The 24,606-nt window shown below is 64.2% G+C and carries 27 protein-coding genes; 7 read left to right on the top strand and 20 right to left on the bottom strand.

The annotated features are described in order from the left end of the window. Nucleotides 1-417 precede the first annotated feature (417 nt). The 6 genes from J2R78_RS31890 to J2R78_RS31865 form a co-directional block, all read right to left on the bottom strand. A complete protein-coding gene (locus tag J2R78_RS31890; protein WP_253608061.1) occupies nt 418-1,326 on the bottom strand; it encodes a heme o synthase in 909 nt (302 codons plus the stop codon). 140 nt (nt 1,327-1,466) lie between these two features. Beyond that, nucleotides 1,467-1,874 carry a cytochrome C oxidase subunit IV family protein gene (locus tag J2R78_RS31885; RefSeq protein ID WP_050384760.1) on the bottom strand — a complete coding sequence of 136 codons (408 nt, stop codon included), beginning with the start codon at nt 1,872-1,874 and terminating at the stop codon, nt 1,467-1,469. Between the two features lie 8 nt (nt 1,875-1,882). Further along, complete coding sequence (locus tag J2R78_RS31880) at nt 1,883-2,605, bottom strand: heme-copper oxidase subunit III family protein (protein ID WP_057019651.1); 723 nt, start codon at nt 2,603-2,605, stop codon at nt 1,883-1,885. A 14-nt stretch (nt 2,606-2,619) separates the two neighbouring features. Then, nucleotides 2,620-3,324, bottom strand: a complete 705-nt coding sequence (locus J2R78_RS31875) for a cytochrome c oxidase subunit 3 (RefSeq protein ID WP_225160231.1) — start codon at nt 3,322-3,324, stop codon at nt 2,620-2,622. Further along, the gene (gene ctaD, locus J2R78_RS31870; protein WP_229159874.1) at nt 3,321-5,096 is read right to left on the bottom strand and encodes a cytochrome c oxidase subunit I; all 1,776 of its coding nucleotides are present in this window, start codon (nt 5,094-5,096) and stop codon (nt 3,321-3,323) included. The genes J2R78_RS31875 and ctaD overlap by 4 nt, the downstream gene beginning before the upstream one ends. 83 nt (nt 5,097-5,179) lie before the next feature. After that, nucleotides 5,180-6,013 (bottom strand): cytochrome c oxidase subunit II, encoded by an 834-nt coding sequence (locus tag J2R78_RS31865; RefSeq protein WP_076831602.1) that lies wholly within the window; start codon nt 6,011-6,013, stop codon nt 5,180-5,182. Nucleotides 6,014-6,559: 546 nt separating this feature from the next. Here J2R78_RS31865 and J2R78_RS31860 point away from each other — a divergent pair. Then, nucleotides 6,560-7,456 carry a DUF2189 domain-containing protein gene (locus tag J2R78_RS31860; protein WP_026192934.1) on the top strand — a complete coding sequence of 299 codons (897 nt, stop codon included), beginning with the start codon at nt 6,560-6,562 and terminating at the stop codon, nt 7,454-7,456. Nucleotides 7,457-7,475: 19 nt separating this feature from the next. On the opposite strand, the gene J2R78_RS31855 is transcribed toward J2R78_RS31860, so the two are convergent. Next, a complete protein-coding gene (locus J2R78_RS31855; protein ID WP_253608060.1) occupies nt 7,476-7,862 on the bottom strand; it encodes a hypothetical protein in 387 nt (128 codons plus the stop codon). A 12-nt stretch (nt 7,863-7,874) separates the two neighbouring features. Further along, nucleotides 7,875-9,476 carry a S10 family peptidase gene (locus J2R78_RS31850; protein ID WP_253608059.1) on the bottom strand — a complete coding sequence of 534 codons (1,602 nt, stop codon included), beginning with the start codon at nt 9,474-9,476 and terminating at the stop codon, nt 7,875-7,877. 163 nt (nt 9,477-9,639) lie between these two features. Here J2R78_RS31850 and J2R78_RS31845 point away from each other — a divergent pair, with 163 nt between their 5' ends. From J2R78_RS31845 to J2R78_RS31835, 3 genes are all read left to right on the top strand, one after another. Then, the gene (locus J2R78_RS31845) at nt 9,640-10,419 is read left to right on the top strand and encodes an NAD kinase (RefSeq protein ID WP_253608058.1); all 780 of its coding nucleotides are present in this window, start codon (nt 9,640-9,642) and stop codon (nt 10,417-10,419) included. A gap of 105 nt (nt 10,420-10,524) precedes the next feature. Next, on the top strand, nt 10,525-11,070 hold the full coding sequence (locus J2R78_RS31840; protein ID WP_028336173.1) for a response regulator: 546 nt from the start codon (nt 10,525-10,527) through the stop codon (nt 11,068-11,070). A 9-nt stretch (nt 11,071-11,079) separates the two neighbouring features. Beyond that, nucleotides 11,080-11,658, top strand: coding sequence for an Hpt domain-containing protein (locus tag J2R78_RS31835; RefSeq protein ID WP_253608057.1), 579 nt, complete (start codon nt 11,080-11,082; stop codon nt 11,656-11,658). A gap of 69 nt (nt 11,659-11,727) precedes the next feature. Here J2R78_RS31835 and J2R78_RS31830 read toward each other — a convergent pair whose 3' ends face one another. The 10 genes from J2R78_RS31830 to folE form a co-directional block, all read right to left on the bottom strand. Beyond that, nucleotides 11,728-12,909, bottom strand: a complete 1,182-nt coding sequence (locus J2R78_RS31830; protein ID WP_253608056.1) for a DUF2336 domain-containing protein — start codon at nt 12,907-12,909, stop codon at nt 11,728-11,730. A 163-nt stretch (nt 12,910-13,072) separates the two neighbouring features. Then, complete coding sequence (locus tag J2R78_RS31825; protein WP_253608055.1) at nt 13,073-14,077, bottom strand: transglycosylase SLT domain-containing protein; 1,005 nt, start codon at nt 14,075-14,077, stop codon at nt 13,073-13,075. A 92-nt stretch (nt 14,078-14,169) separates the two neighbouring features. Continuing rightward, nucleotides 14,170-14,961, bottom strand: coding sequence for a c-type cytochrome (locus J2R78_RS31820; RefSeq protein WP_253608054.1), 792 nt, complete (start codon nt 14,959-14,961; stop codon nt 14,170-14,172). After that, nucleotides 14,958-16,583: a b(o/a)3-type cytochrome-c oxidase subunit 1 gene (locus J2R78_RS31815; RefSeq protein WP_253608053.1), complete on the bottom strand. Its 1,626-nt coding sequence runs from the start codon at nt 16,581-16,583 to the stop codon at nt 14,958-14,960. The genes J2R78_RS31820 and J2R78_RS31815 overlap by 4 nt, the downstream gene beginning before the upstream one ends. Beyond that, the gene (locus J2R78_RS31810; RefSeq protein ID WP_057019660.1) at nt 16,573-17,136 is read right to left on the bottom strand and encodes a cytochrome c oxidase subunit II; all 564 of its coding nucleotides are present in this window, start codon (nt 17,134-17,136) and stop codon (nt 16,573-16,575) included. The genes J2R78_RS31815 and J2R78_RS31810 overlap by 11 nt, the downstream gene beginning before the upstream one ends. Then, nucleotides 17,136-17,315, bottom strand: coding sequence for a hypothetical protein (locus J2R78_RS31805; protein WP_016843914.1), 180 nt, complete (start codon nt 17,313-17,315; stop codon nt 17,136-17,138). Before J2R78_RS31805 ends, J2R78_RS31810 begins: the two co-directional genes overlap by 1 nt. A 115-nt stretch (nt 17,316-17,430) precedes the next feature. Continuing rightward, nucleotides 17,431-18,681, bottom strand: coding sequence for a c-type cytochrome (locus J2R78_RS31800; protein ID WP_375167078.1), 1,251 nt, complete (start codon nt 18,679-18,681; stop codon nt 17,431-17,433). 13 nt (nt 18,682-18,694) lie between these two features. Beyond that, the gene (locus J2R78_RS31795; protein WP_253608052.1) at nt 18,695-19,306 is read right to left on the bottom strand and encodes a c-type cytochrome; all 612 of its coding nucleotides are present in this window, start codon (nt 19,304-19,306) and stop codon (nt 18,695-18,697) included. Between the two features lie 202 nt (nt 19,307-19,508). Beyond that, nucleotides 19,509-19,937, bottom strand: coding sequence for a phosphoribosyl-AMP cyclohydrolase (hisI, locus tag J2R78_RS31790; RefSeq protein WP_057019662.1), 429 nt, complete (start codon nt 19,935-19,937; stop codon nt 19,509-19,511). Between the two features lie 28 nt (nt 19,938-19,965). Continuing rightward, nucleotides 19,966-20,646, bottom strand: a complete 681-nt coding sequence (gene folE / locus J2R78_RS31785) for a GTP cyclohydrolase I FolE (protein WP_016843918.1) — start codon at nt 20,644-20,646, stop codon at nt 19,966-19,968. A gap of 240 nt (nt 20,647-20,886) precedes the next feature. Here folE and J2R78_RS31780 point away from each other — a divergent pair, with 240 nt between their 5' ends. Beyond that, nucleotides 20,887-21,333 carry an iron-sulfur cluster assembly scaffold protein gene (locus tag J2R78_RS31780; protein WP_057019663.1) on the top strand — a complete coding sequence of 149 codons (447 nt, stop codon included), beginning with the start codon at nt 20,887-20,889 and terminating at the stop codon, nt 21,331-21,333. 126 nt (nt 21,334-21,459) lie between these two features. On the opposite strand, the gene J2R78_RS31775 is transcribed toward J2R78_RS31780, so the two are convergent. Further along, entirely contained in the window at nt 21,460-22,383 is a 924-nt protein-coding gene (locus J2R78_RS31775) for a hypothetical protein (protein WP_253608051.1), read from the bottom strand. A 282-nt stretch (nt 22,384-22,665) separates the two neighbouring features. Here J2R78_RS31775 and yidD point away from each other — a divergent pair, with 282 nt between their 5' ends. Beyond that, on the top strand, nt 22,666-22,977 hold the full coding sequence (gene yidD / locus J2R78_RS31770) for a membrane protein insertion efficiency factor YidD (RefSeq protein ID WP_076831624.1): 312 nt from the start codon (nt 22,666-22,668) through the stop codon (nt 22,975-22,977). Nucleotides 22,978-23,123: 146 nt separating this feature from the next. Beyond that, nucleotides 23,124-23,291: a hypothetical protein gene (locus tag J2R78_RS31765; RefSeq protein WP_016843922.1), complete on the top strand. Its 168-nt coding sequence runs from the start codon at nt 23,124-23,126 to the stop codon at nt 23,289-23,291. Between the two features lie 81 nt (nt 23,292-23,372). Here the strand turns inward: J2R78_RS31765 and J2R78_RS31760 are convergent, their stop codons facing one another. Next, a complete protein-coding gene (locus J2R78_RS31760) occupies nt 23,373-24,509 on the bottom strand; it encodes an MFS transporter (protein ID WP_253609985.1) in 1,137 nt (378 codons plus the stop codon). Between the last annotated feature and the right edge of the window lie 97 nt (nt 24,510-24,606).

Here is a 24,606-nt window from a genome sequence, read left to right as displayed (position 1 = left end):
CTTAGGGCGAGCCTGTCCTACTTGTCCAACGCTATCCCGTGCGCCGCACCTGTCCGTGTCCGAATGGATTGGCCTGATTTATGCTTGGAAATGGCCGCATACGGAGGACGCGCGATGAGGCGGGACCTTTTGGTTATTTGCGGCGGAATGCTGGCCACGGGCGCCATCGCCTGGATCCTGTTGGGCAACCCGGCGAGCGGGCCACATATGCACGGGCTCCAGACGATGTCGGCAGATCAAGACTTGAGGCTCGTCTCCCAGCGAAGTCCATATATGCGGGACGAGCGCTAGGGCCGTCCCTGGCGGGTGCCTGCGAACTTCAATCACCGAGCTGCCCGGCGGCGCAAGCCCGCTCGGCAACAATATTCGATTTTTCCGAATACCGCCCAGCGCGGCTGTCGATTCGAATGCGTCCAGTCAGTGGGACTGAGCGTAGGGTGCAGCATTCATCAGCAGCCCCCCAAAAAGCAGGACCAGATAGAGCATCGAAAACACGAACAAGCGACGAGCAGGCCGCCTCTTCTTGTCGTCGCTCCGGCGCAACTGCCATGCGAGAAAAATCATGATCGCTCCCAGCGTCGCCGCGGCCGCGCCGTAGACGGCTCCCGCGAACCCCAGCGCACAAGGCAGCAGTGAGATCGGAACCAAAAGCACGCAATAGAGAAGGATCTGGCGCTTTGTTTCTGTCTTGCCAGCCACGACCGGCAACATCGGCACACCGGCACGGGCGTATTCTCCAGCAAGATTGAGCGACAGTGCCCAGAAGTGGGGTGGCGTCCAGAGGAAGATGATCAGAAACAGGATGAGCGGCTCGAGCCCAACATGTCCCGTGACCGCAGCCCAGCCAATCACCGGAGGGAGCGCGCCGGCGGCACCGCCAATAACGATATTCTGCGGCGTTCGGCGTTTGAGCCACATCGTGTAGACGACGACGTAGAAGAAGATTGTGAAAGCAAGCAGCGCAGCAGCGGCCATGTTCAGCAAGGTGCCGAGGGCGAGGACCGCGCACGTGCCGAGCATCAATCCGAAGACCAATGCTTCCGGGCGCGATATGCGGCCGCTGGGAATTGGACGGATGGCGGTGCGCGCCATCACCGCATCGATGTCGGCGTCGTACCACATATTGAGCGCAGCTGCGGCGCCAGCTCCCGCGGCTATGCAAAGAAGAGCGGCGAACCCGGTGAAGGGATCGATGCCGCCTGGTGCGACCATGAGACCGACCAGTGCGGTAAAGACGACCAGCGACATCACGCGCGGTTTCGTCAGTGCGACGTAGTCTCCGATGTTGGCATAGCTCCGGCGAAGAATTGAACGATTGATTTGCACGAGACTAATTCCTCGTCGGTTCGAAAAAACCATCGGCCAAAGGCCTGCATCGCAGGGTTCCGGACGATCTGGCGAGTCCTCCGCCTTCAGGACGCCTTGCCTTGTCCAGCATGACCCACGCGGTCATGGCCGTCCCATTCTTAGCTTGCTGACGCGAAGAACATCACCCGAAGCAGATGCGTATAGTCGGATTCGAACATCATGATCCCGACAAAAACCAGCACCAGCACCGGCGGCAACAGGATGGCGTAGGCCAACGCCAACCGCTCCCAGGCCATGTGCATGAATACAGCGACGATCAGGCCGGCCTTCAGCACCATGAACAGCAGGATCAGCGACCATCGCAGGTGGCCGTGGATACCAAAATAGTCGACGAGATAGGAGCAAGTGCTGAGCACGAACAACCATCCCCAGACCACGAGATAGAGCTTGATCGGGTGCTGCTGGCCCTCTGCATGCGCGGCGCCCGATGCCACCGCACCATGCACATAGCTGTGTAGCGCATGCTGTGCTGCCTGCCCTTCCACATGTACCGCTGCTTCTGTCATGCGCGACCTCACCAGAGATAAAAGAAGGCAAAGATGAACACCCAGACCAGATCGACGAAATGCCAGTACAGGCCCATGATTTCGACGATCTCGTAGTAGCCCTTGCGGCTCGTGAAAAAGCCGCGCCGCTCGACGTCGAAGTCTCCCCGCCAAACCTTTCGCGCGATGGCGATCAGGAAGATCACACCGATGGTCACGTGGGTGCCGTGGAAGCCGGTGATCATGAAGAAGGAAGCGCCAAATTGCGGTGCGCCCCACGGGTTGCCCCAGGGCCGCACGCCCTCCATGATCAGCTTGGTCCATTCGAAGGCCTGCATTCCGACGAACGTCGCGCCGAATGCCGCGGTGGCCAGCATCAAGGCGGCCGTTTTGACGCGATCCCGGCGGTAACCGAAGTTGACGGCCATCGCCATCGTCCCGCTGCTGCTGATCAGGATGAAGGTCATGATCGCGATCAGGATGAGCGGGATGTGCTGGCCGCCGATATTGAGCGCGAATACTTCGCTGGGGTTGGGCCACGGCACGGTCGTCGACATTCGCGCCGTCATGTACGACAGCAGGAAGCAGCTGAAGATGAAGGTGTCGCTCAGAAGGAAGATCCACATCATGGCCTTCCCCCAGGACACGTTCTTGAACGCGCGCTGGTCCGAGGCCCAGTCGGCGGCGATGCCGCGCAATCCGGGTATCGTTCCGGGCAGCGCCTTGGGGGTTGCGAGTGTGGTTTCTGTCATCGCTTCCTGCCTCGCTAGGTGAGCAACTGGCGACAGATGTCGACGAAATTGTCGGTCCAGCCCGTCAGCAGACCGAGCAGGACCAGCCACACTAGCAACAGGAAATGCCAGTAGATGGTACAAAGCTCGACGCTCAGGCGCATCTGCGTCATCGGCGCGCCGCGCCACAGTTTTACGGTCGCCCTGCCGAGCGCCACCAGGCCGCCGGTCACGTGCAGCCCGTGGAGCGCGGTGATCAGATAGAAGAAGGAATTGGCCGGATTCGACGCCATGACATAGCCGGCGATGTTGAGCTGCTGCCACACCACGAGCTGCCCGATCAGGAACATCACGGCCGATGCACCGCCGGCCAACAGACCCGCGATCAGGCCCTCACGGTCGTCGCGGCGCGCGGCCATCAGCGCCCATTGCAGCGCCACGCTGCTGATGACGAGGACGCCGGTGTTGAACCACACCAGCCTCGGCAGCGGCAGCTCGCGCCAGTCCACCATGGTGGTGCGCATCGAGTAGGCGCTGATCAGGAGCGCGAACAGCGAGCCGACCACCGCGAGAAAGACACCGAGGCCGATTTTCGCCGCCGGCACCGAAGAGCCGAGATCGCCGCGAAGATCCACGGCAATGCCCTGCTCCAGCCACGGCTTGGCGGCCAGCCGTTGCTGCGAGAGCCACCATCCCGCGATCGCTGCAATCGTAGCAATGAACAGGACGATGGCACTCACGGATGGGCCCCCTGGGCCAGCACCTTGGCCGGCGGTTCATTCTGCGGGATGAAGTCTCTCGCGGAACCGGGCACGCTGTAATCATAGGCCCAGCGATAGACGACGGGGAGCTCCTTGCCCCAGTTGCCGTGCCCCGGCGGGGTCTCCGGCGTCTGCCATTCCAGCGAGGTGGCACCCCAGGGATTGCCGCCCGCCTCTCTCCCCTTGAACAGGCTCCAGACCAGATTGAACAGGAAGACGAGCTGGGCGAAGCCGACAATCAGCGCCGCCACGCTCATGAACGCATTGAGGTCATGGGCGGAGGCCGGGACGAACGAGGTCTCGCCGATGTCGTGATAGCGGCGCGGCATCCCGAGCAGGCCGAGATAGTGCATCGGGAAGAACACCGCATAGGCCCCGATGAACGTCACCCAGAAGTGGAAGCGTCCGAGCGCGTCATTGAGCATCCGCCCGGTGACCTTTGGATACCAATGATAGATCCCGCCGAACACGGCCATGATCGGCGCAATCCCCATCACCATGTGGAAGTGCGCGACGACGAACATCGTATCCGACAGTGGAACGTCGACGACAACGTTGCCGAGGAACAGCCCCGTCAGGCCGCCATTGACGAAGGTGACGATGAAGCCGAGCGCAAACAGCATCGGCACCGTGAGATGGATGTCGCCGCGCCAAAGCGTCAGCACCCAGTTGTAGACCTTGATCGCGGTCGGGATCGCGATGATGAGCGTCGTGGTGGCGAAGAAGAACCCGAAATACGGGTGCATGCCGCTGACATACATGTGGTGCGCCCACACGACGAAGCTCAGCGCCCCGATCGCCACGATCGCCCAGACCATCATGCGATAGCCGAAGATGTTCTTGCGCGCGTGCGTACTGATCAGATCCGAGATGATGCCGAACGCCGGCAGCGCGACGATGTAGACCTCGGGATGGCCGAAGAACCAGAACAAATGCTGGAACAGGATCGGGCTGCCGCCGCCATACTTGGTCAGCTGGCCCATCTCGACCAGTGTCGGCATGAAGAAGCTGGTTCCAAGGAGGCGGTCCAGCAGCAGCATCACCGAGGCCACGAACAGCGCCGGGAACGCCAGCAGCGCCATCACGGTCGCGGTGAAGATGCCCCACACCGTCAAGGGCATGCGCATCAAGGTCATGCCGCGTGTGCGGGCCTGCAATACTGTTACCACGTAATTGAGCCCGCCCATCGTGAAGCCGATGATGAACAGGATCAGCGAGGCCAGCATGAGAACGATGCCCCAGTCCTGCCCGGGGGTACCGGAGAGAATCGCCTGGGGTGGATAAAGCGTCCAACCGGCGCCGGTCGGCCCGCCCGGCACGAAGAACGTCGCGGCCAGCACCAGCACCGCGAGCAGGTAGACCCAATAGCTCAGCATGTTCACGTAGGGGAAGACCATGTCCCGCGCGCCGACCATCAGCGGGATGAGGTAGTTGCCGAAGCCGCCGAGGAACAACGCCGTGAGCAGGTAGATCACCATGATCATGCCGTGCATGGTGATGAACTGAAGGTACTGGTTGGCATCGATGAAGGAGAATGTGCCGGGAAATCCCAGTTGCAGCCGCATCATCCACGACAGCACCAGCGCAACCATTCCGATCGACATCGCCGTGATCGAGTACTGGACGGCGATCACCTTGGCGTCTTGCGAAAAGACGTACCTCGTCCACCAGCTGTGCGGATGATAGAGCTCGACCTCACCTACTTCGGCGGGCGGGATGCCTGCGACCTCATCAAACGGGATATCGACCATCGGAATACCCTCCTTGGTCTTCCGCTCAGCGACGAGTTCACTTCATATCCGGCCGAACATCCGGCCGATCCTCGTCGGCATGTTCATTCGCTGCCAGTCTTGTACGCGGCCTTCGCGACGTTGCGCTGGCCGGACAAGGCGGCGAACGTGTGCTGCTTGTCCAGCCACGCGTGATATTCCTTCTCTTCTTCCACGACGACCTTGCTGCGCATCTGTGCGTGCGCGGCACCGCAAAGCTCCGCGCAGAGGACGTCGAAGGTTCCGGTCCGGGTCGGCGTGAGCCAGTAGTAGGTCACCGAGCCAGGGATCATATCCATCTTCGCCCGGAATTCGGGCACGTAGAAATCATGCAGGACGTCGATCGAGCGGAGCAGCACCTTCACCGGCTTCCCGACCGGCAGATGCAGATCCTCGTTTTGCACGACGATGTCGTCCTGCCCGTTCGGATCATTGGGATTCAACCCGAGTGGATTGTCGGAGCTGATCAGGCGCGCATCTGACGTGCCGAGCCGGCCGTCCTTTCCCGGAAGCCGATAACTCCACATCCACTGTTGTCCAACGACCTCAACGTCGGTCGCGTCGGCGGGAACGGTGACGAACTGGTGCCAGACGATGAGGCCCGGCGCCAGCATGGCGACGACGCCGATCGCGGTGCCGATGCTGAGCCACCATTCGAGCTTCTTGTTCTCGGGATTGTAGTGGGCGCGCCGTCCCTCGGTGTGGTGAAAGCGCAGGACGCAATAGGCCATGAACACGATCACCGCGCAGAACACCGCTCCGGTGATCCAGAATGTCAGGTTGATCGTGTGGTCGATATAGCTCCAGTTCGAGGCAATCGGGGTCCACCACCAGGGGCTGTAGAGGTGGAACAGCACCGAGGCGACGGCAACCAGGAGCAGTAAAATCGCTACAGCCATCCCTCATTCCTCCTTGCCATTGAAGGCTGCGGAGACGAACGAAAGGGCGGAGCTCACGTCAGAGGGATGGTCTCACGTTCACCATCACCGTGGCTTTTGCCTCGCCCATTCTGCCGGTCGCGATGCTGGGACATGACAAAAACTCAACGTCACGGCCGCAACCTCATCGGAGCTGGGGGCGTCAAGCATCAACATGGTACCCATCGAGCCAGACGTCAATAGAGGAGTAATGCCCACCGCTGTCCGGCGCGTGTTGGCGGGAATGCATTGGATGCCGCGAACACTGATCGGCCCTCCCCAATCGCATGGTGCATCGCAAGACCTCGTTTGTGCATCTGCACAATTCTCCCGACCGCATTCGCCACCTTGCTTCTGCCGCGCATCGGACTAGTTTTACTTGACCGGTTGCGACAGGCGTCGTCCGGCAAGCTCCTTCTGGTTGAATCTGATTTGCCGGACTCAGTCGCGATTTTCGCGCATGAGGCGGATGTGCGTGTGTTGATGGCGCTCCGTTCCCCTGCGGCCACAAGCAAGGAGACCGGAACCATGACCACGGTGTTCGCACGACCCAAGCTGCAATTGTTTGGCGTCTCTACCGCCTTCGTCGTTCGCAAGATCAGCCTTTCCGACCTGGGCGACGCGTTGCGCCTCGGCTGGGAAGACTTCAAGGCCATCCCGACCCACGCAATCGTCCTGTGCGTGATGTATCCCGTGCTCGGACTTGTCCTGTTCAGACTTGTGCTTGGCTATTCGGTGCTGCCGCTGCTGTTTCCGCTCGCCGCCGGCTTCGCCCTGATCGGTCCTTTCGCCGGCCTCGGCCTCTACGAACTGAGCCGACGGCGCGAACGCGGAGAGGAGCCAGGAGCCTGGGATGCGATGCAGGTGCTGCGCGCGCCGTCGTTCGGCGCCATGTTCGAACTTGGCGTTCTTCTGTTCGTTCTGTTCGGGGTCTGGATCGCCACCGCGGACGCGATCTACATCATGACGTTCGGTTATGCGCCGGCTGCGAGCATCCCTGATTTCGCAAAGCGTGTGTTGACGACGCCCGAAGGCTGGTCGCTCATCATCGTCGGATGCGGCGTCGGCTTCCTTTTCGCCTTGGTTGCCCTATGCGTCAGCGTCGTCTCCTTTCCACTGATGCTCGACCGTCATGCGACCGCGATCGATGCGATCCGCACCTCGATACGGGCCGTGATGATGAATCCAATTGAGATGGCCGCGTGGGGATTGATCGTTGCGGTATTGCTGGCCGTGGGCTCACTGCCATTCTTCGTCGGTCTCTGCGTCGTTCTGCCGGTGCTTGGTCATGCGACCTGGCATCTTTACAGGAAGGTGGTCGAGCCTGACCGGAATCCTCCGCAAGAAGAGCCCCGCCCGCCGATCGGTCACCGCTACGCGGCCGATTTCCCGGCCTCCCTCTTCCCGTGGAGCCGTGAGCGCTAAGCGTTTTCGCGCGAAGCGGCTACCGGTTCGCGTGAAGAAAACGCGTCAAAACAAGAACCGGCGCGAGCTTGATCGCTCCCGCGGCAAGCGGACGTAATTTATTGTCGCGCCGCGCCGCGGCCTGGCCGGCGACGAACCCCGACATTCCGCGAACCATTGCGCGATGATGGAACGACGAGGTCCGCTCCCAACTTCCGCTGCGGACTTTCGCCGGGACGACGAAGGTGGATGTCGGCCGTGTCACACTATCGATGTCGTCCTGGCGAAAGCCAGGACCCATTACCCCAAGCGGAATTTGTTGCGCGACGCCGGGGCCGCGATCCCGTTCACAATCGAATTTGGTGGTTATAGGTCCTGGCTTTCGCCAGGACGACGACCGTATTTGCAGCGACGGCGCAATCCACACCGCCACATCCCCTTACCTCATCAGCGCCTCGACCTCCTTGCGGAACGCCTGGCGCGAGCCGTCGCGGGAGTAGAACATGTGGCCGCCGGGATAGACCGCGAGCCTGGTGCGGCTCGGGCCCGCGAAGGCCGGCAACTGATCGAGGATGATCTTCGAGGCGAAGTACGGCGTGGCGAGATCGAACAGGCCGTGGCCGACCAGGAGTTTCAGGTTGGGGTCGAGCGCCAGCGCCTGGCGAAGCTGCGTCACCGACTCCGCCGGACTGATGCCGTGACCGAACTCCCAGGCCTTGTTCACGCTTTCGCTGAGCAGATGATAGGAGCCGTCCGGCCGCCAGTTCAGCTTGCGCGTGGTGAGGTCGACGGCGGCGCTGGTCAAAGGCGCCATCAGCGGATCGCCGGACGGATCGTTGAAGCGGAAATAGCTGGAATCCGGATAGGGATCGAAGCCCTCGATGGAGGCGTCGTAGCGGCCGGTCACCTTGCCGCTCTTGCGATCGAACTCGCGGCGGAATTCACCGATGTCGAAGCGGCCGGCCAGCCTGCGGCTCACCACCTGATCGATCCCGGTCAGGCTTGCGACCTTGTCGGCGAGCCGCGTGGTGGCCTCGGTGTCGGCCTGCCCCTTGACGAGGTCGAGCAGGAAATCGCCGCGCGCGTAGCTCTCGACGTCGGCGAGATCCTCGCGCGTCACCGGGCCCTTTGCCTGTCGCGCCACCGCCGCCATGGTCGGCAGGCTTGCGACATATTGCAGGAGGCTGGAGCCGGTATATTCGCGGAAATCGAGCACCGGCGAGATCAGCACCAGGCCGCGGACGCCGACGCCCTGCTGCATCTGCAAATTGCGCACCACCTTGGGCCCGCGAATGCCGCCATAGCTTTCGCCGACGAGATATTTCGGCGAGGTCAGCCGGTCGTACTTCTCCAGCCAGCGGCGGATCACCAGCGCGACCGAATTGGCGTCGCCGTCAACGGTGAAGAAGCGCTTGCGCGCCTCCTCCGAGGTGGTGACGAAGCGGCTGTAGCCGGTGCCGACCGGGTCGATGAAGACGAGATCGGTGAAATCGAGCCAGGTGTCGGCATTGGCCTGCAGCTCGGGCGCGGCCGAGGACACCGCGCCGTCGAACGGCAGCCGCCATGGCCCGACATTGCCCAATTGCAGCCAAGCCGACGCGGAGCCCGGACCGCCGTTGAACAGGAAGGTCACCGGCCGGTTCGCCTTCTCGGCGCCGTCGAGTTGGTAGGATGTATAAGCGATGTCGGCGAGCGGCTCGCCCTTGTCGTCGAACACGCGGATCGAGCCCGCGGTCGCGCTGAAGTTCAGCGTGCGGGTAGGCAGCGCGACCGATTGCTTGGTCGTGGAGTCCGGCGGCAGGCGGTGCTGCTCGGCGGTCGAGCCGCTGGCCGCAGCGTTGGCGCCGGAGCCGGCCTCGCTGCCGCGCCCTGCCCGCCCCTTCTGGCCGCTCGGGTTCTGACCACCTGGGTTCTGGCCGCTTGGGGCCTGCGCGCTCGGCGACGGCGATGGCTGCGGGACGTCATCGTCGGCTCGCGCCGCGGTCGCAAGGCAGGCCACCAGCAACGCCGCGGCGAGCCGTGTCGCAAGACTGTTAGCCATATCGTTCACTCCCTGCGCCCCGATTTACGCAATCGAGCAGCAAACTGCGCTAGTTTGGCGGCGCCGGCGTGGCATGCGGTCCGTTCCCGGACCATCTCGACAAGGCCGCCCGGGATGTATAGACGAGCGCGGCGTGTTCCGTGCCAAACGAGTTCGTGAGCGAATGGCCAGCTCCAAGCGGTATGACAAGATCGCCTTCGTCGCCAGCGCGAGCGTGGAAGCGCAGTCGGCGCTCGAGCAGCTGACGGAAATGTACGGCAACCATCTACCCGCGGATGCCGACGTCGTGGTCGCGCTCGGCGGCGACGGTTTGATGCTGCAGACGCTGCACGCCAACATGCGCAGCGGCAAGCCGATCTACGGCATGCACCGCGGCACGGTCGGCTTCCTGATGAACGAATATTCGACGCATGATCTGCGCGCCCGGCTTGCCGCCGCGCGGGAGTCGCTGATCAATCCGCTGTTGATGCGCGCGACCGACATCCACGGCGCCGTGCATCTGCATCACGCCATCAACGAGGTCGCGCTGTTCCGGCAGACCTACCAGGTCGCCAAGCTGCGCATCCTGATCGACGAGCACGAGCGGATGCCCGAGCTGATGGCCGACGGCATCCTGGTGGCGACGCCGGCCGGATCGACCGCCTACAACCTCTCCGCCCAGGGGCCGATCCTGCCGATCAACGCGGCGCTGTTGGCGCTGACCCCGATCAGCGCGTTCCGGCCGCGGCGCTGGCGCGGCGCGCTGCTGCCGAATTCCGCCTTCGTGGTGATCGAGGTGATCGAGGGCGAGAAGCGCCCGGTCGCCGCGGTCGCCGATCATGACGAGGTCCGCGACGTCCGCCGGGTCGAGGTGTTGTCCGACAAGACGATCGCGATGCGGATGCTGTTCGACCCCGGCCACTCGCTGGAAGAACGCATCCTGCGCGAGCAGTTCGGCTACTGACGGCGTCTGCCTCCTTGCCCGGCAACCAATCATTAACCCCGGGCGGGATATGGTTAACGTCGGGTAATACCGCATTGGCCCGGTATGCCCTATCAGGGCCGGACCATGTATCGCATCGATTTCAACAAGCTGCGATTTTTGATTTGCGACGACAATCCGCACATGCGCCGCATCCTGCGGACGCTGCTGCATTCGTTCGGCGCGCGCGAGGTGTATGAGGCCGAGGACGGCGCCACCGCGCTCGAGATGTATACGCACTACGTGCCCGACATCGTCATCACCGACTGGTCGATGCCGATCTTCGACGGGCTCGAGCTTGCGCAGATGATCCGGCAGCCGGAATCCAAGGGCAACCCCTACGCGCCGATCATCATGCTGACCGGGCATTCCGAGAAGCGCCGTGTCACCGTGGCGCGCGATGCCGGCGTCACCGAATTCTTGGCCAAGCCGATCTCGGCCAAGGGCCTCTACCAGCGCATCATGAACGTGGTCGCCAACCCGCGCCCGTTCATCAAGACCAAGACCTATTTCGGTCCTGACCGCCGCCGGAACACCACCAACACCTATATCGGCCCCGAACGCCGCGGCAGCGGCGAGGTCGAGGTGCTGCAACAACCGTCGCTGCTCGAAAAGGCGCGCTCGGCCATCTAGGACATCGCCATGGCGAAAGACAAACCCGGGACGATCGAGGTCAAGAGTTTCAGCACGCACCACGTCATCACGCAGCCCAATCCGCTGCGCAAGATGCTGCTGCGCGTCCCCGAGAGCGATCTCGACGATCCTGTCGGCCGCGCCGAAAAGGCGCTCGCCGGGCTGTCGGGCGAGTTCAAGGAGTGGATGACGATCGAGGCCGACCGCCTCTCCGCCGCACACGCCACCGTGCTGCGCGAGGGCTTCAGCGACAAGACGCGCGAGGAGCTGTTCCGCGCCGCGCATGACATCAAGGGTGATGCCGCGACATTCGGCTATCCGTCGGCGGCCGCAGCCGCGGAGAGCCTGTGCCGCATCATCGAGCACGCGCCGGATCTCGGCGCCGTGCCGCCGCAGCTGATTGCGCACCACATCAACGCCGTGCAGGCGATCGTGCGCAACCGCACCAAGCTCGACACCGCGGTCGTCGCCGGCGTGCTGAGCAAGCAGCTCCGCGGCATCGCCGACGAATTCCTGACCCACGCCAACCGCGACCGTCCCGAGCACCTCGAGGCGATCCTCGCGCCGAGCATCGTGCCCGGCGAATAGCCGCGCGGCCGGCTGCTCGCGTTGCGACAGCCCACTCAAGCATCCATCGATGGGAAGGAAACGCGGCCCTCAGGCCGCGATGAGATCGTCGTCGTAGGGCAGCACCGCGATCGCGTCTTCCGCGGCGAGCTCCTCGCAGAACATCCGTGCGTCCTCGCGGGCCGATTCCGTCGCGAAGCGGCGCAGCAGGACCAGGAGCGGCTCGGCCGCCGAATGATCGGTCTCGCAATGCGTCAGCACCCGCTCCACCATGCTGCGATGCAGCCGCGCCGCGCCGTCACCGCTGTCGACATAGCCGACCTCGTGGCTGGCCTCGAGCGCGACGCGGAACGCGGCGTAGGTGGATTCCGGCAGGCCGGCGCGGCGCAGCAGCGCCTGCAGGCCGTTGCCGCCGCGGTCGTTCAACAGCGCGGTGACGCGGCCATAGGGCAGTCCGGACAGTTCGGCGAGCGCCGCCCCGAACAGATCGAGATTGCCCGACAGCAGCGCGCGCAGGATCAGCCCGGCGGTCAATTGCCCGCTGGCGCGCAGATGCGTGATCAGGTTCTGCATGTCGTCGCCGAAGGCGCGCGCGGCGATGTTCACCGTGGAGCGTTCCCTGGCCTCGCCGGCGATCCGGTCGGCCCGATCGGCGCCGAGCCAGTTTCGCGCGACGACGAACTGCGCCAGCGTGTCGGAGAGCTTTGCGACCAGCGCCAGCCGCGTCGCCGACGGCAGGTCTTCCAACTGCAGCATCGATTCCCTGATGGCGGCGAGATGGCCGTGGCGCTCGACGATGCGATCCCAGGAGAACGGCGCGAGGCCGGCGCAAGGATTTTCGATCAGCTCGAGCGCGGCCGCCGCCGAGCCGACCTCGGCAATCGCGGCGGCGACGGAGGCCGGCAGATTGGTGCGGCGCGCGATCGCGCACTGCATCTCGTCGGAGCCGGTGGCGACGATGTCGACGAGGTCGGCATCGATCAAGAGCGGTGAATGCTCCAGCACCGGCAGCGCGATCGCCGGCTGGTCGGCCGACAGCGCCTGCACGATTGCGGCAGGCGCGTCCACGCTGCGCGCGAACACCTCGGCCATCGCCTGCCGTACCAGCGGCGACGGGTCGTCGAGCAGCATCAGCAGCGCGCCTTCGGCTGCGATGCGGTCGTCCTCGGTGAGATCCGAGATGAGCCAGGCCCGGGCCAACGCCCGTGTTGCCTCTGCTCGCTCACCTGCTGGAGCGGTCCTAATCCAACTAATAAACTGCCGAACGATCATGGTCCTTCCGGCTTACGCAACGAAACGGCATCGACATACGACGCCACTGCAAGGAAAAATAAACCATGACGCTTAACAAAGGGTTCACCATAAACGTTTGGGATTATTGACGTTTCGTTAAAGCCGCAACGGCGCGCGGCTTCGCGCGCGCAGCAAGACAGCGCTAGCCGTTGCTGTAGGTGCCGCTCGGATCGCTGAACAGGTCGAGCCGTCCGGGCGCGCGGACCTTCGGCGTCGCCGATGACGTCAGCGAGGCGGAATTGCCCCACAGCTCCTGCACCGCCGGCGAGATCGGCTCCGAGCGGTCGCCGGCCTGGTAGAGCGAGCGGAAGGTCGGCGCCGGCTGTGCCGATGCCACAGCCGAGGTCGCAGCGACGGGCGCGGCCGACCGGGAGTCCGGGAAGGTCGAGAGATAGGATGCGGTATCCATGGTCAGCGCTGTCGTCGGCGCGGCGCTTGCGATCGCGTAAGGCGACATGGTGTCGCCACCCGCCGCCGCGAAGGCGGTGCGCGTGTCCTTGGAGTTCGCGGCCGCCGCGTAGCGCGTGGTCAGCACCGAATAGACCTGGCTGACGCTGCGTGCGCTGCCCGACTTGTCGTAGAAGATCGACTGGTTGGCGGCCGCCGCCTTCGGGAACATCGTGGCCGCATTGGCGCTCGGGCTGTCCTCGGCGCTCGAGATCAGCTTGCCGGCGCCGCCGACGCCCATGAAGTGGGCCATGTAGAGTTCGGCATCGGCCGGACGGCGGCCGAGCTTGCCGGTAAGCTTGAAGCTGTTGGACTGCGTCAGCACCGCCGCCATCGAGGACGCCGCGTCCGGATCGTCGCGCAGCTTCATGACCGCGGCGCGCGCCGAGGGATCGCTGACCGAATAGCTGCCGTCGGAATTCCTGCTGATGGCGTCGGCATACTGGCCATAACCGAGCTGGCTTCCAGCCTCCTTGACGGTGCCGAGCCAGGTCTGGTCGATGAATTGATAAAGTCCATGCGCCGACGAGGTCGTGGCGCCGGCCCGCGGGTTGAAATTGGATTCCATCTTCGCGGTCGTGAGCAGATATTCGAAGCTCGTGCCGGTGGTCGCGGCCGCCTGCTTGATCGAGCTTGCGACCTTCAGGCGCGAGGAATCGACACCTGCCGAAGCCGTCGCATTGAAGAGGTCGACCGCCATCTGTCCGGGTGCCTTGCCGGGCGCCGGCAATCGGCACCCATGTCCCGTCAAGGTGCCGTAATTATAGTTAATGGCGCGTTAATAGCGCCGGTTCAGGGCTGGGCCTCGTAGTAATGCGCGACCTGGTCGATCTCCTCGGCCGTCATCTGGCGCGCGATGTTGCGCATCTGCTGACTGATATCGTTGCGGCGGGCCCCGGATGCAAAGGCCTCGAGCTGCGCCTTGATGTAGACCGCCGACTGGCCGCCGAGCCAGGGGCTTCCCGCCTTGTTGTCGACATCGCCGTGGCAGGAGCCGCAAGGCGCGATGTTGCGCATCGGGGCGCCCGTCACCACGATCGCCGGCGCGGGACGCCCGGTATCCAGATTGTTCGAAGGCACCCGCGGCAGATAGGCGTAATAGGCCGCGACATCCTTCATGTCCTGATCGCTCATCGCCGCCGCGAACGGGCTCATCACCACGCTGACCCGCGCGCCGGTCTTGAAGTCGTTCAGCTCCTTGTAGGTCACCGCAGCAAATTGCCCGGCGAGGTTCGGTGAATGGGCGTCGCTGACGCCCTGCGGTCCGTGGCAGATCGCGCAGCGCTGCGCCAGCGTTGCGCCCCGCCCGATCGAGACCTGATCTGCCTTGGTCAGCATCTCCGATGTCATGACGACTTTGGACGTCTTGAAATCCGGCTTGATGCCGACCTCCTGCACGGCGGCACGCGGAACGCCGGCAGCGCTGCAGATCGCATCCCAGACGCCGGCAAGCTTCAAATTGGGTTGCGCGAGCGGCAACCAGATCAGGCCTGCGACGGCCGACAACACAGCGATGGCAACCGTGATGCCGACGCTGGCGCCGAACCACGGATTGCGAAGCGAGAACAGCGGCTGGTCGCTCATCGGCCGGCTCCGACATAGACCGCGGGCACGCTGGTCTCGTTCAGCGCCATCAGCTGCGCGATCGGGAAACCATAATTCACCACGGTGAGACCGACCATCAACGCGAGCCACAGGCCGAATGAGTTGAGCGCGACCGGAATCCGCGCGGGCATGTGCAGCGGCACCGCGAAGCGGTACGCACCCGCCTCGCCTCGCGCGCCGAACTGCCCGCGGATCAGCACCAGCAGGAACAGCAGGCCCGATATCAGAAGAATGAACCCGCCGATTGCCGACATCGTAACCGACAAGGCCTGCGGCGAGATCGCCGGGTTGGCATAGTCGTAATACGCCATGCGGCGCGGCATGCCGAGAATACCGACATAGTGCCACGGGAAGGTGGTCACGATCATGCCGATGAACCACAGCCAGAGCTGCGTGCGCATCAGGCCAAAACTGTCCAGCGCACGGTCGGTCAGATGCGGCCACAGATCATAGGCGATGGCAAAATACATAATCACGATGGCGCCACCGAAGATCAGGTGGAAATGGCCGGTGATCCACTGCGTGTTGTGCACGGTGGCGTCGAGCTGATAGCTCATGTTGATCAGACCGCCGGCGCCGCCGAAGCCGAGCATGACCAGCGACAGCGCCGTCGCCAGCATGATCGGATTGGACCATGGCAGCGCGCCGATCCAGCCGAAGGCGCCGCGGCCACCGCGCAGGCGGCTGGCAATCTCCGCCGAGGCGCAGATCGTGAACACCGTGAGCAGCGTCGGCAGCGCGACGAGGCCGGTGAACACGGAGTGCATGAACTTGAATCCGGCGCCGACCTGCGGATCGGCAAACAGGTGATGCACGCCGATCGGCATCGCCACCACGACGAACAGGATGAACGAGATCCGCGCCATCGGGTCGCTGAAGAGCCGGCCGCCGATCGCCCGCGGGAAGATCGTATAATAGGCGATGTAGGTCGGGATCAGCCAGAAATAAACGATGGCGTGCAGCGTCCAGGAGAAGAAGACGCGGGCCAGCCCCGCATCGATCGTCGACTTCAGCCCAAGCGCCACGGGCAGGATCTGGAACAGGATCTCGAGCGCCGCGCCGACCGCGGTCCAGCCCCAGAGCAGTGAGCCCGCAACATTGGCATACATCGCAAGCGGCACCGGCTTGCCCGGGTTCTCGCGCTTCCAGATCACGAAATTGGTCACCATCAGCGCGACCCAGATCCATGAGCCGACCACGACCATGACGACGCCGATGTAATAGAAGGGATTGCCTACCATCGGCGGATAGAAGGTGTAGAGCACCGAGGCGAGCCCGAGCGACACCGGGATCATCGCGACAACGGTGCCGACGGCGACCAGGAAGAAGCCCACCCAGGCCCAGCGCCGTCCAACCAGCTCTTTCTCGAGCGAGGCTTCGGTGATCGCGTAACCGAATCCCATCGCGATCAGTGTCGGGAATACGTATCCCATCGCCGAGCCATGGGCGGTGACCGAGCGATAATAGAATTCCGGATTGAAATGCCAGGCGTTCAACGGGCTGCGCACGAACATCTGCCAGGCGCCGAGCACCAGCGCGACGCCGAACACGATGAAGGCAAGCCAGAAATGCGCCGCGATCAGTCGCTTGTTAATCAACACAGGTCAGCCTCCGCTTCGCTGCCGCCATGTCACGGAACGCAGCCTTGTCGACCACCTTGACCTTGCCCCACATGCCCTGGTGGCCGATGCCGCAGAATTCCTGGCACGGCATCACGTGATCGCCCGGCGCCTTGAAGCGCACCGGCAGGTCGGTGACGTAGCCCGGCACCAGCATCGTGTTGATGTTGGTGCCCTCGATCAGGAAACCGTGGACGACATCGGCGCTGGTGGCGCGGAAGGTGATCGGCGTCTCCGCGGGCACCACGATGCATTGCGGTGTGAAGGAATATTGCTGGCCAATCGCGCGCACGGTGACCGATCCGTCGGCCAGCATTTCGCTGCCGAGATTGCTCTCGACGAATTCGCCCGACAGATGCAGCGTCTTGGGATCGGCGGTTTCGACCCGGCCCTGCGGCATCGTCGCCTGATGGATGCCGATATAGGTCGCCATGCCGACCAGGACGCCGACAATGACGATCGACAGCGTCGCCCAGCGCCGCTCGATCCGTGCGGCAACGGCCTCGCCGAGGCTGTGGTCAGTCTCGCTCGCCATCAGGGAACGCTCCGCGGCAGGAAGACCAGCAGATAGAACGCAAACCACAACCCGACCACGACGGCCGTCGCAATGCCCGCGACCGCGACCGCGCCACCTGGACCGGCGCGTACGATGGTCTCGACATCATCGTCTTCCGAGCCCGATGCCGGCGGTTGCGGCGAAGACGAGTTGATCATGATCGCGCTCCCCTTAACGCGCGACGAGACGAGGTTGACTAGTCATCGCGCTTTAGCTCCTTTGTTTGAGCATGATCGTTTCGGAAAACCGCTTCGCACTTTTCCGGATCATGCTTTAGTTCAGCGTTGCTGCCCGCAGTTCGTTGGCCTGCCGCGCCGACACCGGCTCGCCGCGATTGCCCCAGGCCGTTCGAATGTAGGTCACGACAGCCGCGACCTCGTCATCCGACAGTTTCTGCGCGAACGGCGGCATGCCGTGGGGCATCGGATTGCCCGACGTGCCCGGCGGATACCCGCCATTGAGCACCATCCGGATCGGGTTCACTGCGGAGACCATCTGGATCGACTGATTGCCGGCAAGCGGCGGATAATCCGGCGGCATGCCCTGCCCGATCGCGCCATGACAGCTTGCGCAGTCGCGGTCATAGATCGACTTGCCGAAGGACAGCAGCAGACTGCTCTCGGCCGACGGCAGCGAAGTCGACGCCTTCTCCGGAGGACCGCCCTGCGCAAGGCCCTTCAGGTAGACCGCCATCGCGCGCGCATCATCATCATTGAGATATTGCAGGCTGTTGTAGACGACCTCGGCCATCGGTCCGTACACGGCGCCCTTGGCGGACACGCCCTTGCGCAGATAGTCGACGATCTCCTCGATCGTCCAGTCGCCGAGCCCCGTCTCCTTGTTGGAGGTCAGCGACGGCGCGTACCAGTTCTGCATCGGGATCAGGCCGCCCTCGAAGGCCTGCGACTGCTTGCTGCCGCCGAGCGCATTGATCGGGGTGTGACACATCCCGCAATGACCCAGCCCCTCGACCAGATAGTTACCTCTATTCCACTCCGCCGACTTCGTCGGATCAGGCTTGAACTCGCCTTCCCTGAAGAACAGCGTGCGCCAGCCGAGGATCAGCGAGCGGTTGTTGAACGGGAATGTCAGGTCGTGCGGCTTGTTGAGCTGCCTGACCGGCGGCACCGTGCGCAAATAGGCGTAGATCGCGTCGCTGTCCTCGCGCGTCACCTTGGTATAGGAGGCGAACGGCATCGCCGGATAGACCAGGCCGCCATCGGGAAAGCGGCCATTGTGCATCATCTGGTAGAACTGATCGGAGGTCCACGTGCCGATCCCGGTCTGCGGGTCGGGCGTGATGTTCGACGTGTAGAGCGTGCCGAATGGCGTCTTCATCGGGAGGCCGCCGGCGAAGGTCTTGCCTTCGCGCGCGGTGTGGCAGGCGATGCAATCGCCGGCGCGTGCGAGATACTCGCCCTTGGCGAGGACGGCCGGATCGGCCGCCTTCTGCTGCGCCGATGCTCCAATCGGCGACAGTGCCAGCATCAGTCCGACAAGCAGTCCTGTTAAGGTTCGCGACATCGGCACGATCCCTTCAATGCGGTTCGCTGCCGCATTCGAGCGGCATCGGAAGGCTGCCTCGCGGCGCGAAGGATGGATCCGCCGGCGCCGGACGCGAGGACAGATAGGCGGCCACCGCCTTCACGTCGTCCTCCGTCAGCAGGCTCGCGACGATCTGCATGCAATCGGGAGCGAACGCGGTCCGCGTGCCGTAGCGCCAGCCGCCGAGCTGGCCGCTGATATAGGCGGCGCGCAGGCCAAGCAGGCCGGGAATGCCGGGCTCCATGCCGCCCAATGTGGGACCATGGCAGGCTGAACAGGGCGGAATGCCGTGCTGCGGATCGCCGTTCTTCACGATCGTCTCGCCGCGCGCCAGGATCTCCTTGCTGTCGACCGGCGGGACCAGCGGCGGAAATGCCGGCCTGAGCGAGGCGAAATATTCGGCGATCTTCTTCAGGTAATCGTCGGTCTGAAACTCCAGCAGGTAGTTCATCGGCGGATATTTCCGCCGTCCATCCCGGAATGCGATGAGCTGGTTGTAGAGATAGCCCGCCGGCTTGCCGGCCAGCCGCGGGAAATAGGCGTCGCTGGTGCCCTCGCCTTCGGCGCCGTGACAAGGCGCACAGGCAAGGACGCGCGCGGCCATGGTATCGGGCGCACGCTCGGTCGTTTGCGATTGCGCCTCGCCGATCGGCCACACAGCCCAGGCAAAAAACCCAACAAGCGGTATCAGGCGATGCGCCACAGTTCACCCCCAGTGACGACCATGCGCAACGGCTTGCGCATGGCGTAACAGGGGCCACGAAGTACACGACTTCGCCGCGCTGTACTTGATTCAGATCAATGATCTATTTGCGATAGACCTGCGCCGGATCGAACAGCTTCTCGGCGTCGACAAAGGACAGGCTGACATGCCCGCCCTCGTCCTTCACCGCGCGATAGAAGCAGGAGCGCCGTCCGGTGTGGCAGGCGGCGCCGATCTGCTCGACCTTGATCCACACCGCGTCCTGATCGCAATCCATCCGGATCTCGACCACGCGCTGGGTCTGGCCCGAGCTCTCGCCCTTGCGCCACAGCGCATTGCGCGAGCGGCTGAAGTACCAGCCTTCGCCGGTCGCGATCGTCTTGCGCAGGGCCTCGTCATTCATGTGCGCGACCATCAGCACATCGCCGGTCGCGGCATCGGTCGCGACGCAGGTCACAAGGCCTGCCGCGTCGAATTTGGGCTGGAAGGCCAGCCCCTCCTCGCGGTCGTGATCGTGGGTCGCTGCGGACACGGAAAACCTCGCTCAGGAAAATGCGAGGTTACCGGTTCGGTCCTCGCACCAGGGACAGGAAACGCTGCTGCTCCGCCGGATTGTCGCGGAACATGCCGGTGAAGCGGCTGGTGAAGGTCGATGCACCATGCTTGGCAACGCCGCGCACCGACATGCAGGTATGCTCCGCCTCGATCAGCACTGCAACGCCGCGGGGCTTCAGCACCTCGTCGATCGCAGCCGCGACCTGCGCGGTGAGATGCTCCTGGGTCTGCAGACGGCGGGCGAAGATATCGGTCAGCCGCGCCAGCTTGGAGAGGCCGACGACGCGCTCCACCGGCGTATAGGCAATATGCGCCTTGCCGTAGAACGGCATCATGTGATGCTCGCACTGCGAGGTGAACTCTATGTCGCGGACGAGGACGAAATCGTCGTAGCCGGCGGTCTCGCCGAAGGTGCGGTTCAGCACCTCGGCCGGGCACTGGTGGTAGCCCTGATAGAGCTCGTCATAGGCCTCGACGACCCGGCGCGGCGTGTCGAGCAGGCCCTCGCGGCCGGTGTTCTCGCCGATATAGGCGAGCAGCGTCTTCACGGCGTCCTCCGCCTCCGCCCGCGACGGGCGCGGCTGGTCGGCACGGACGGCCGCCGTCATGAATTCTGAGGGGTCGAGCTCGCCGGGCTTCGCGTCGGCCGGCTTGTTGGGGCGAATCGATTTGATCAAGGCGTCCATGTCTTCTCCGTTCGACCGGCCCTCGGATTTGACCTTGGTCCGGATGTGTCACCGGGCAGACGGGGCGGATGGTTCGACCGCCGGGCGCCTGAGTCCCATAATTGTAGCACCGCCGCGGCGGAGGTGGGCCGCGGTGGCCGCATGGCCGGGCTATGTTTCCGGCGTTGCCGTCCATATATAGGACGGTGCAACCCAGCCGCCAAGAGCGCCCGGCACCGCCGGAACCAGGCATCTGTCCCCATGCTGAACGACATTTACAACAAGCGGATCATCGAGTTGGCCGGCAATATTCCGCGCCTCGGACGGCTGGCCGACCCGGACGCCAGCGCCACCGCCCACTCCAAATTGTGCGGTTCGACCGTCAAGGTCGACCTCAAGATGGACGGTCCCGTGGTGACGGATTTCGCCCATGACGTGAAGGCCTGTGCGCTCGGCCAGGCCTCCTCCTCGATCATGGCGAGCCGGGTGGTGGGCTCGACCGCGGACGAGCTGCGCGAATTGCGCGAGACGGTCCGCAAGATGCTGAAGGAAAACGGCCAGCCCCCGCAGGGCGGCAAATGGGCCGATATCGCGCTGCTCGAGCCGGTGCGCGACTACAAGGCCCGCCATGCCTCGACCCTGCTGACCTTCGATGCCGTGGTCGATGCGATCGGTCAGATCGAGGCCAAGGCGAAGCAGCCGGCGTAAAATTGCATGTCAGGTCATTCCGGGGCGATGCGCAGCATCGAACCCGGAATCTCGAGGTTCCCCGATGCGCAATTGCGCATCTGTGGTCCGCTTACGCGTCCCGGAACGACGCGACAATGTGCGTTCTTACTGCGCGGGCTGGACCGGCGCCGGCGCCGCGCTGCCGCCGGTCGGCACCACGACCTCGGCGGTCTTGGTCGCTCTCGCCTGCGACGCCTCGCCCTCCATCGCGCTGCTCAAGAAGCGATCGTTGTTCTTCGGCTTCGCCTCGGCGACGGGAATTGCGTTGTCCTTGCTGTTGTCCTGCCGCGGCAGCACGTCGGCAACCGCATCGGTGGTGATGAGATTGGTCAGCCGCAATTCGGCCGCCGACAATTCGTGCAGGTCTTCCCACGGCGGCACGCTGAGCGAGAGCGCCAGCAGATCACCTGCGCCGCCCATGTCGAAGGTGTACTTGGCAAGACGGCCGATATCCCGCTCGACGATCATCAGGTCCTGCGCGGTGTAGCTCGCGGCCTTGGCGTCGTCGGCGCGATCGCCCATCCAGATCTGATGCACGCGGACATGGGCGGCCGGCGGAACGTAGCGCGTCTTGCCCGACAACAGCAGGAACACGCACATCGACTCGCAATAGGCATCCGGCAGAACGCTCGCGCGGCCACCCTGCGCGGCCTGATTGACGACGCTGGTACCGACCGTGGTCAGCACGCCGAGACCGCGGAAGCGGCGGCCGAGCGCGATCGCGTCGTTGACCGAGCCGCCGCTGGAATCGAGCACGATGGTGGCGCCGTTGAGCTGGCGGCCGCGCGCGAACTCGTCGAATTCCCTCGGACTATCGGCCGTGATGATGCCGACCGCGGACACCCAGCCGCGGCAATTCGGCTGGCAGGCGATCCAGCTGAACTTCATCGGCAGCTTGCGCTCTTCGAGGGTCGAATTGGCCTGCGCAGAACCGCCCGCCATGGCGGCGGTGCCGGAAGCTGCGAAGCAAAGAGCAACGGCGCCGGTAAGCGCCCAACTGCGCAACGAGAGCGACTTGACGAGCCTCAATTTGGTTCCTTCCCCCAAGCCCTTGGTGATGCGAGCGGTGGCAATGGCCCCATGGCAGTGCGCCACGATTCTGTCAGCGGCGCGTTATGGGAACGGTAGCGTTGCTGACCCGGACCGTCCATAGAGCCCTTGCTGCAGCGCCATCGGTGCTGTGCAATAATAACGAACTGTGGCGTAAATATCTGCAACAAAACAGTTCCTTGGCTTGGAACCCCCGCAAGACTACGTACATACTTGCGTATGCCGCCGACAAACCATTCAACGACACACCATCCACGATGCATGGACTGTGCCAGCACCATGCGCCGCTTGCCGCGCAACCTCGGCCGCGCCCTGATCTGGATCTACCGGCACACGCTGTCGCCGCTGGTCGGCTACAACTGCCGGCATCTGCCGACCTGCTCGGTCTATGGCGACGAGGCGATCGAACGCTTCGGCCTGTGGGGCGGCGGCTGGATGACGCTGGCGCGGCTGCTGCGCTGCCAGCCCTGGGGAACATCCGGGATCGATAATGTCCCGCTGACGAAGCCGCCCGGGGCACGCTGGTACCTGCCCTGGCGCTATGGCCGCTGGCGCGGCGTCAACGAAGGCTGACGCGGCGCCAACAACGGTTGACGCGGCGTCAACGACAATTGATCGGTTGCTGCGGCACGTCCAAGCGCAGCGCGCATTGCTGCCCGGCGGAACTGTGGCGATAGTTGGCGCATTGTTTCATTGCCCCCTTTGGGGAGGAAACAACAATGCGCTGGAAAATCAGCCACAACGGTCATGATCCCCGGCAGATCGACTTGCTGGCCGTGCTTGCCTTGCTCGTCGTGATCGTCGCCGCCTACGGCTACTTCACCCACAATCCGAACAAGCCGAGCACGACGGCGTTCATCGTGCCCAGCCAAAGCGTGAGGTGGTGACGCGCAGTCGAGCTCCCTGATGTTCCGCACGCGGATCGTTGTTGGGATGCTCTCGCGAACACAAACGTGAAAGCCAACCGTTCACTCGGCTGCGGCGGTGGCGGCCGTCCGTCGCGGCCGCGTGACGACCACGACCGCGAGCGCCGCCGCGACGAAGGCTGTAGCCACGTAGCCTGCGCTGTGCAGCCATTCGCGGGCGAACAGCAAGCCGCCGATCGCGGAGCCGATGGCCTGGCCGATATACAGCACCGAGGTATTGAGCGAGACCGACGCCGAAGCGAGCGCCGGCGCCGCACCGACCAGGCGTACCTGCTGCATCGAATTGGTCGATGCAAAGCCGAGGCCCCACACCGCGACGGAGGCGGCCATCAGGGCGTAGGCGCCGGCGCTCAGCGCCCAGCCGGCGACGCCTGCGAGCAGCAGCACGGTGAACAGGACCGAGGTTTTCCAGGCGCCCCACGAGTCCACCACGCGCGTTGCGATCACGATGCCGACGAACCCGAAGATGCCGTAGAGCGCGAACACGATCCCGACGGCGTCCGCATTGGCGCCGGTCAGTTTGGCGAGCAGCGGTCCCATGAAGGTGAACACCACGAACTGGCCGGACATCTGCAGCGTCGTGATCGACAGCAGCAGAATGACCATCGGATTGCGGCCGAGATCGACCCAGGTTCTGAGGTCAACCGGCGCGCTGTGCAGTCCGCCTGGCAGCCGCCACCACAGCAGCAGGGAGCTGACGAGCCCGGTCAGCGCGATCGCGCCATAGGTCGCGCGAAAGCCGTAGCGGCTTGCGATGAAGGTGATCAGCGGCAGCCCGATCGCGGCAGCAAGCGACCAGCCGAGGAAGATGTAGGCAATCGTGCTGCCGCGCTTCTCCACCGGCACGATCAGTGCCGCGGTGCCCGCCGCCTGCGGCGTGTAGAGCACGCCGACCGCGAGCATCACCAGCCGAATGATCAGGAGGCTGTCGTAGTTCGGCACAAAGGCGGATGCCGCATTGGTCAGCGTCAGCACCAGCAGCGTCGCCGTCAGCAAGGCCCGCCGCTCGATCCGGCTGGTCAGCCACGCCGTCGCCGGCGAGCCCACGCACAGCACGATCGCGCCGAAGGTGATCAGGAGACCCGCGGTGTGGATCGTGACGCCGAGTCCGTCGGACAACTCCGCCAGCATGCCGGCCGGCGCCAGCACCGAGCAGCCGGTGACGATGTTGCCGAGCATCAATGCGGTGGGAGCGAAGCGTTTCACGCCGCGTTGTTAGCAGACGCCGAGATCGATGCAACTGCATCTAAATGCATGGCACCTGATCGAACGGCGC

The sequence above is a fragment of the Bradyrhizobium sp. USDA 4538 genome (assembly GCF_024171045.1).
Classification (GTDB): domain Bacteria; phylum Pseudomonadota; class Alphaproteobacteria; order Rhizobiales; family Xanthobacteraceae; genus Bradyrhizobium; species Bradyrhizobium australafricanum.
The sequence above is the reverse complement of the archived record's forward strand: the minus strand, read 5'-3'. Positions and strand labels throughout refer to the sequence as shown.

Excerpts from the sequence above, each read along its gene's own strand:
- J2R78_RS31885 (WP_050384760.1), bottom strand. The coding sequence starts at position 1,874 with ATGACAGAAGCAGCGGTACATGTGGAAGGGCAGGCAGCACAGCATGCG.
- J2R78_RS31880 (WP_057019651.1), bottom strand. The coding sequence starts at position 2,605 with ATGACAGAAACCACACTCGCAACCCCCAAGGCGCTGCCCGGAACGATA.
- ctaD (WP_229159874.1), bottom strand. The coding sequence starts at position 5,096 with ATGGTCGATATCCCGTTTGATGAGGTCGCAGGCATCCCGCCCGCCGAA.
- J2R78_RS31865 (WP_076831602.1), bottom strand. The coding sequence starts at position 6,013 with ATGGCTGTAGCGATTTTACTGCTCCTGGTTGCCGTCGCCTCGGTGCTG.
- J2R78_RS31860 (WP_026192934.1), top strand. The coding sequence starts at position 6,560 with ATGACCACGGTGTTCGCACGACCCAAGCTGCAATTGTTTGGCGTCTCT.
- J2R78_RS31850 (WP_253608059.1), bottom strand. The coding sequence starts at position 9,476 with ATGGCTAACAGTCTTGCGACACGGCTCGCCGCGGCGTTGCTGGTGGCC.
- J2R78_RS31845 (WP_253608058.1), top strand. The coding sequence starts at position 9,640 with ATGGCCAGCTCCAAGCGGTATGACAAGATCGCCTTCGTCGCCAGCGCG.
- J2R78_RS31840 (WP_028336173.1), top strand. The coding sequence starts at position 10,525 with ATGTATCGCATCGATTTCAACAAGCTGCGATTTTTGATTTGCGACGAC.
- J2R78_RS31835 (WP_253608057.1), top strand. The coding sequence starts at position 11,080 with ATGGCGAAAGACAAACCCGGGACGATCGAGGTCAAGAGTTTCAGCACG.
- J2R78_RS31830 (WP_253608056.1), bottom strand. The coding sequence starts at position 12,909 with ATGATCGTTCGGCAGTTTATTAGTTGGATTAGGACCGCTCCAGCAGGT.
- J2R78_RS31825 (WP_253608055.1), bottom strand. The coding sequence starts at position 14,077 with ATGGCGGTCGACCTCTTCAATGCGACGGCTTCGGCAGGTGTCGATTCC.
- J2R78_RS31820 (WP_253608054.1), bottom strand. The coding sequence starts at position 14,961 with ATGAGCGACCAGCCGCTGTTCTCGCTTCGCAATCCGTGGTTCGGCGCC.
- J2R78_RS31810 (WP_057019660.1), bottom strand. The coding sequence starts at position 17,136 with ATGGCGAGCGAGACTGACCACAGCCTCGGCGAGGCCGTTGCCGCACGG.
- J2R78_RS31805 (WP_016843914.1), bottom strand. The coding sequence starts at position 17,315 with ATGATCAACTCGTCTTCGCCGCAACCGCCGGCATCGGGCTCGGAAGAC.
- J2R78_RS31800 (WP_375167078.1), bottom strand. The coding sequence starts at position 18,681 with ATGTCGCGAACCTTAACAGGACTGCTTGTCGGACTGATGCTGGCACTG.
- J2R78_RS31795 (WP_253608052.1), bottom strand. The coding sequence starts at position 19,306 with ATGGCCGCGCGCGTCCTTGCCTGTGCGCCTTGTCACGGCGCCGAAGGC.
- folE (WP_016843918.1), bottom strand. The coding sequence starts at position 20,646 with ATGGACGCCTTGATCAAATCGATTCGCCCCAACAAGCCGGCCGACGCG.
- J2R78_RS31780 (WP_057019663.1), top strand. The coding sequence starts at position 20,887 with ATGCTGAACGACATTTACAACAAGCGGATCATCGAGTTGGCCGGCAAT.
- yidD (WP_076831624.1), top strand. The coding sequence starts at position 22,666 with ATGGACTGTGCCAGCACCATGCGCCGCTTGCCGCGCAACCTCGGCCGC.
- J2R78_RS31765 (WP_016843922.1), top strand. The coding sequence starts at position 23,124 with ATGCGCTGGAAAATCAGCCACAACGGTCATGATCCCCGGCAGATCGAC.
- J2R78_RS31760 (WP_253609985.1), bottom strand. The coding sequence starts at position 24,509 with ATGCTCGGCAACATCGTCACCGGCTGCTCGGTGCTGGCGCCGGCCGGC.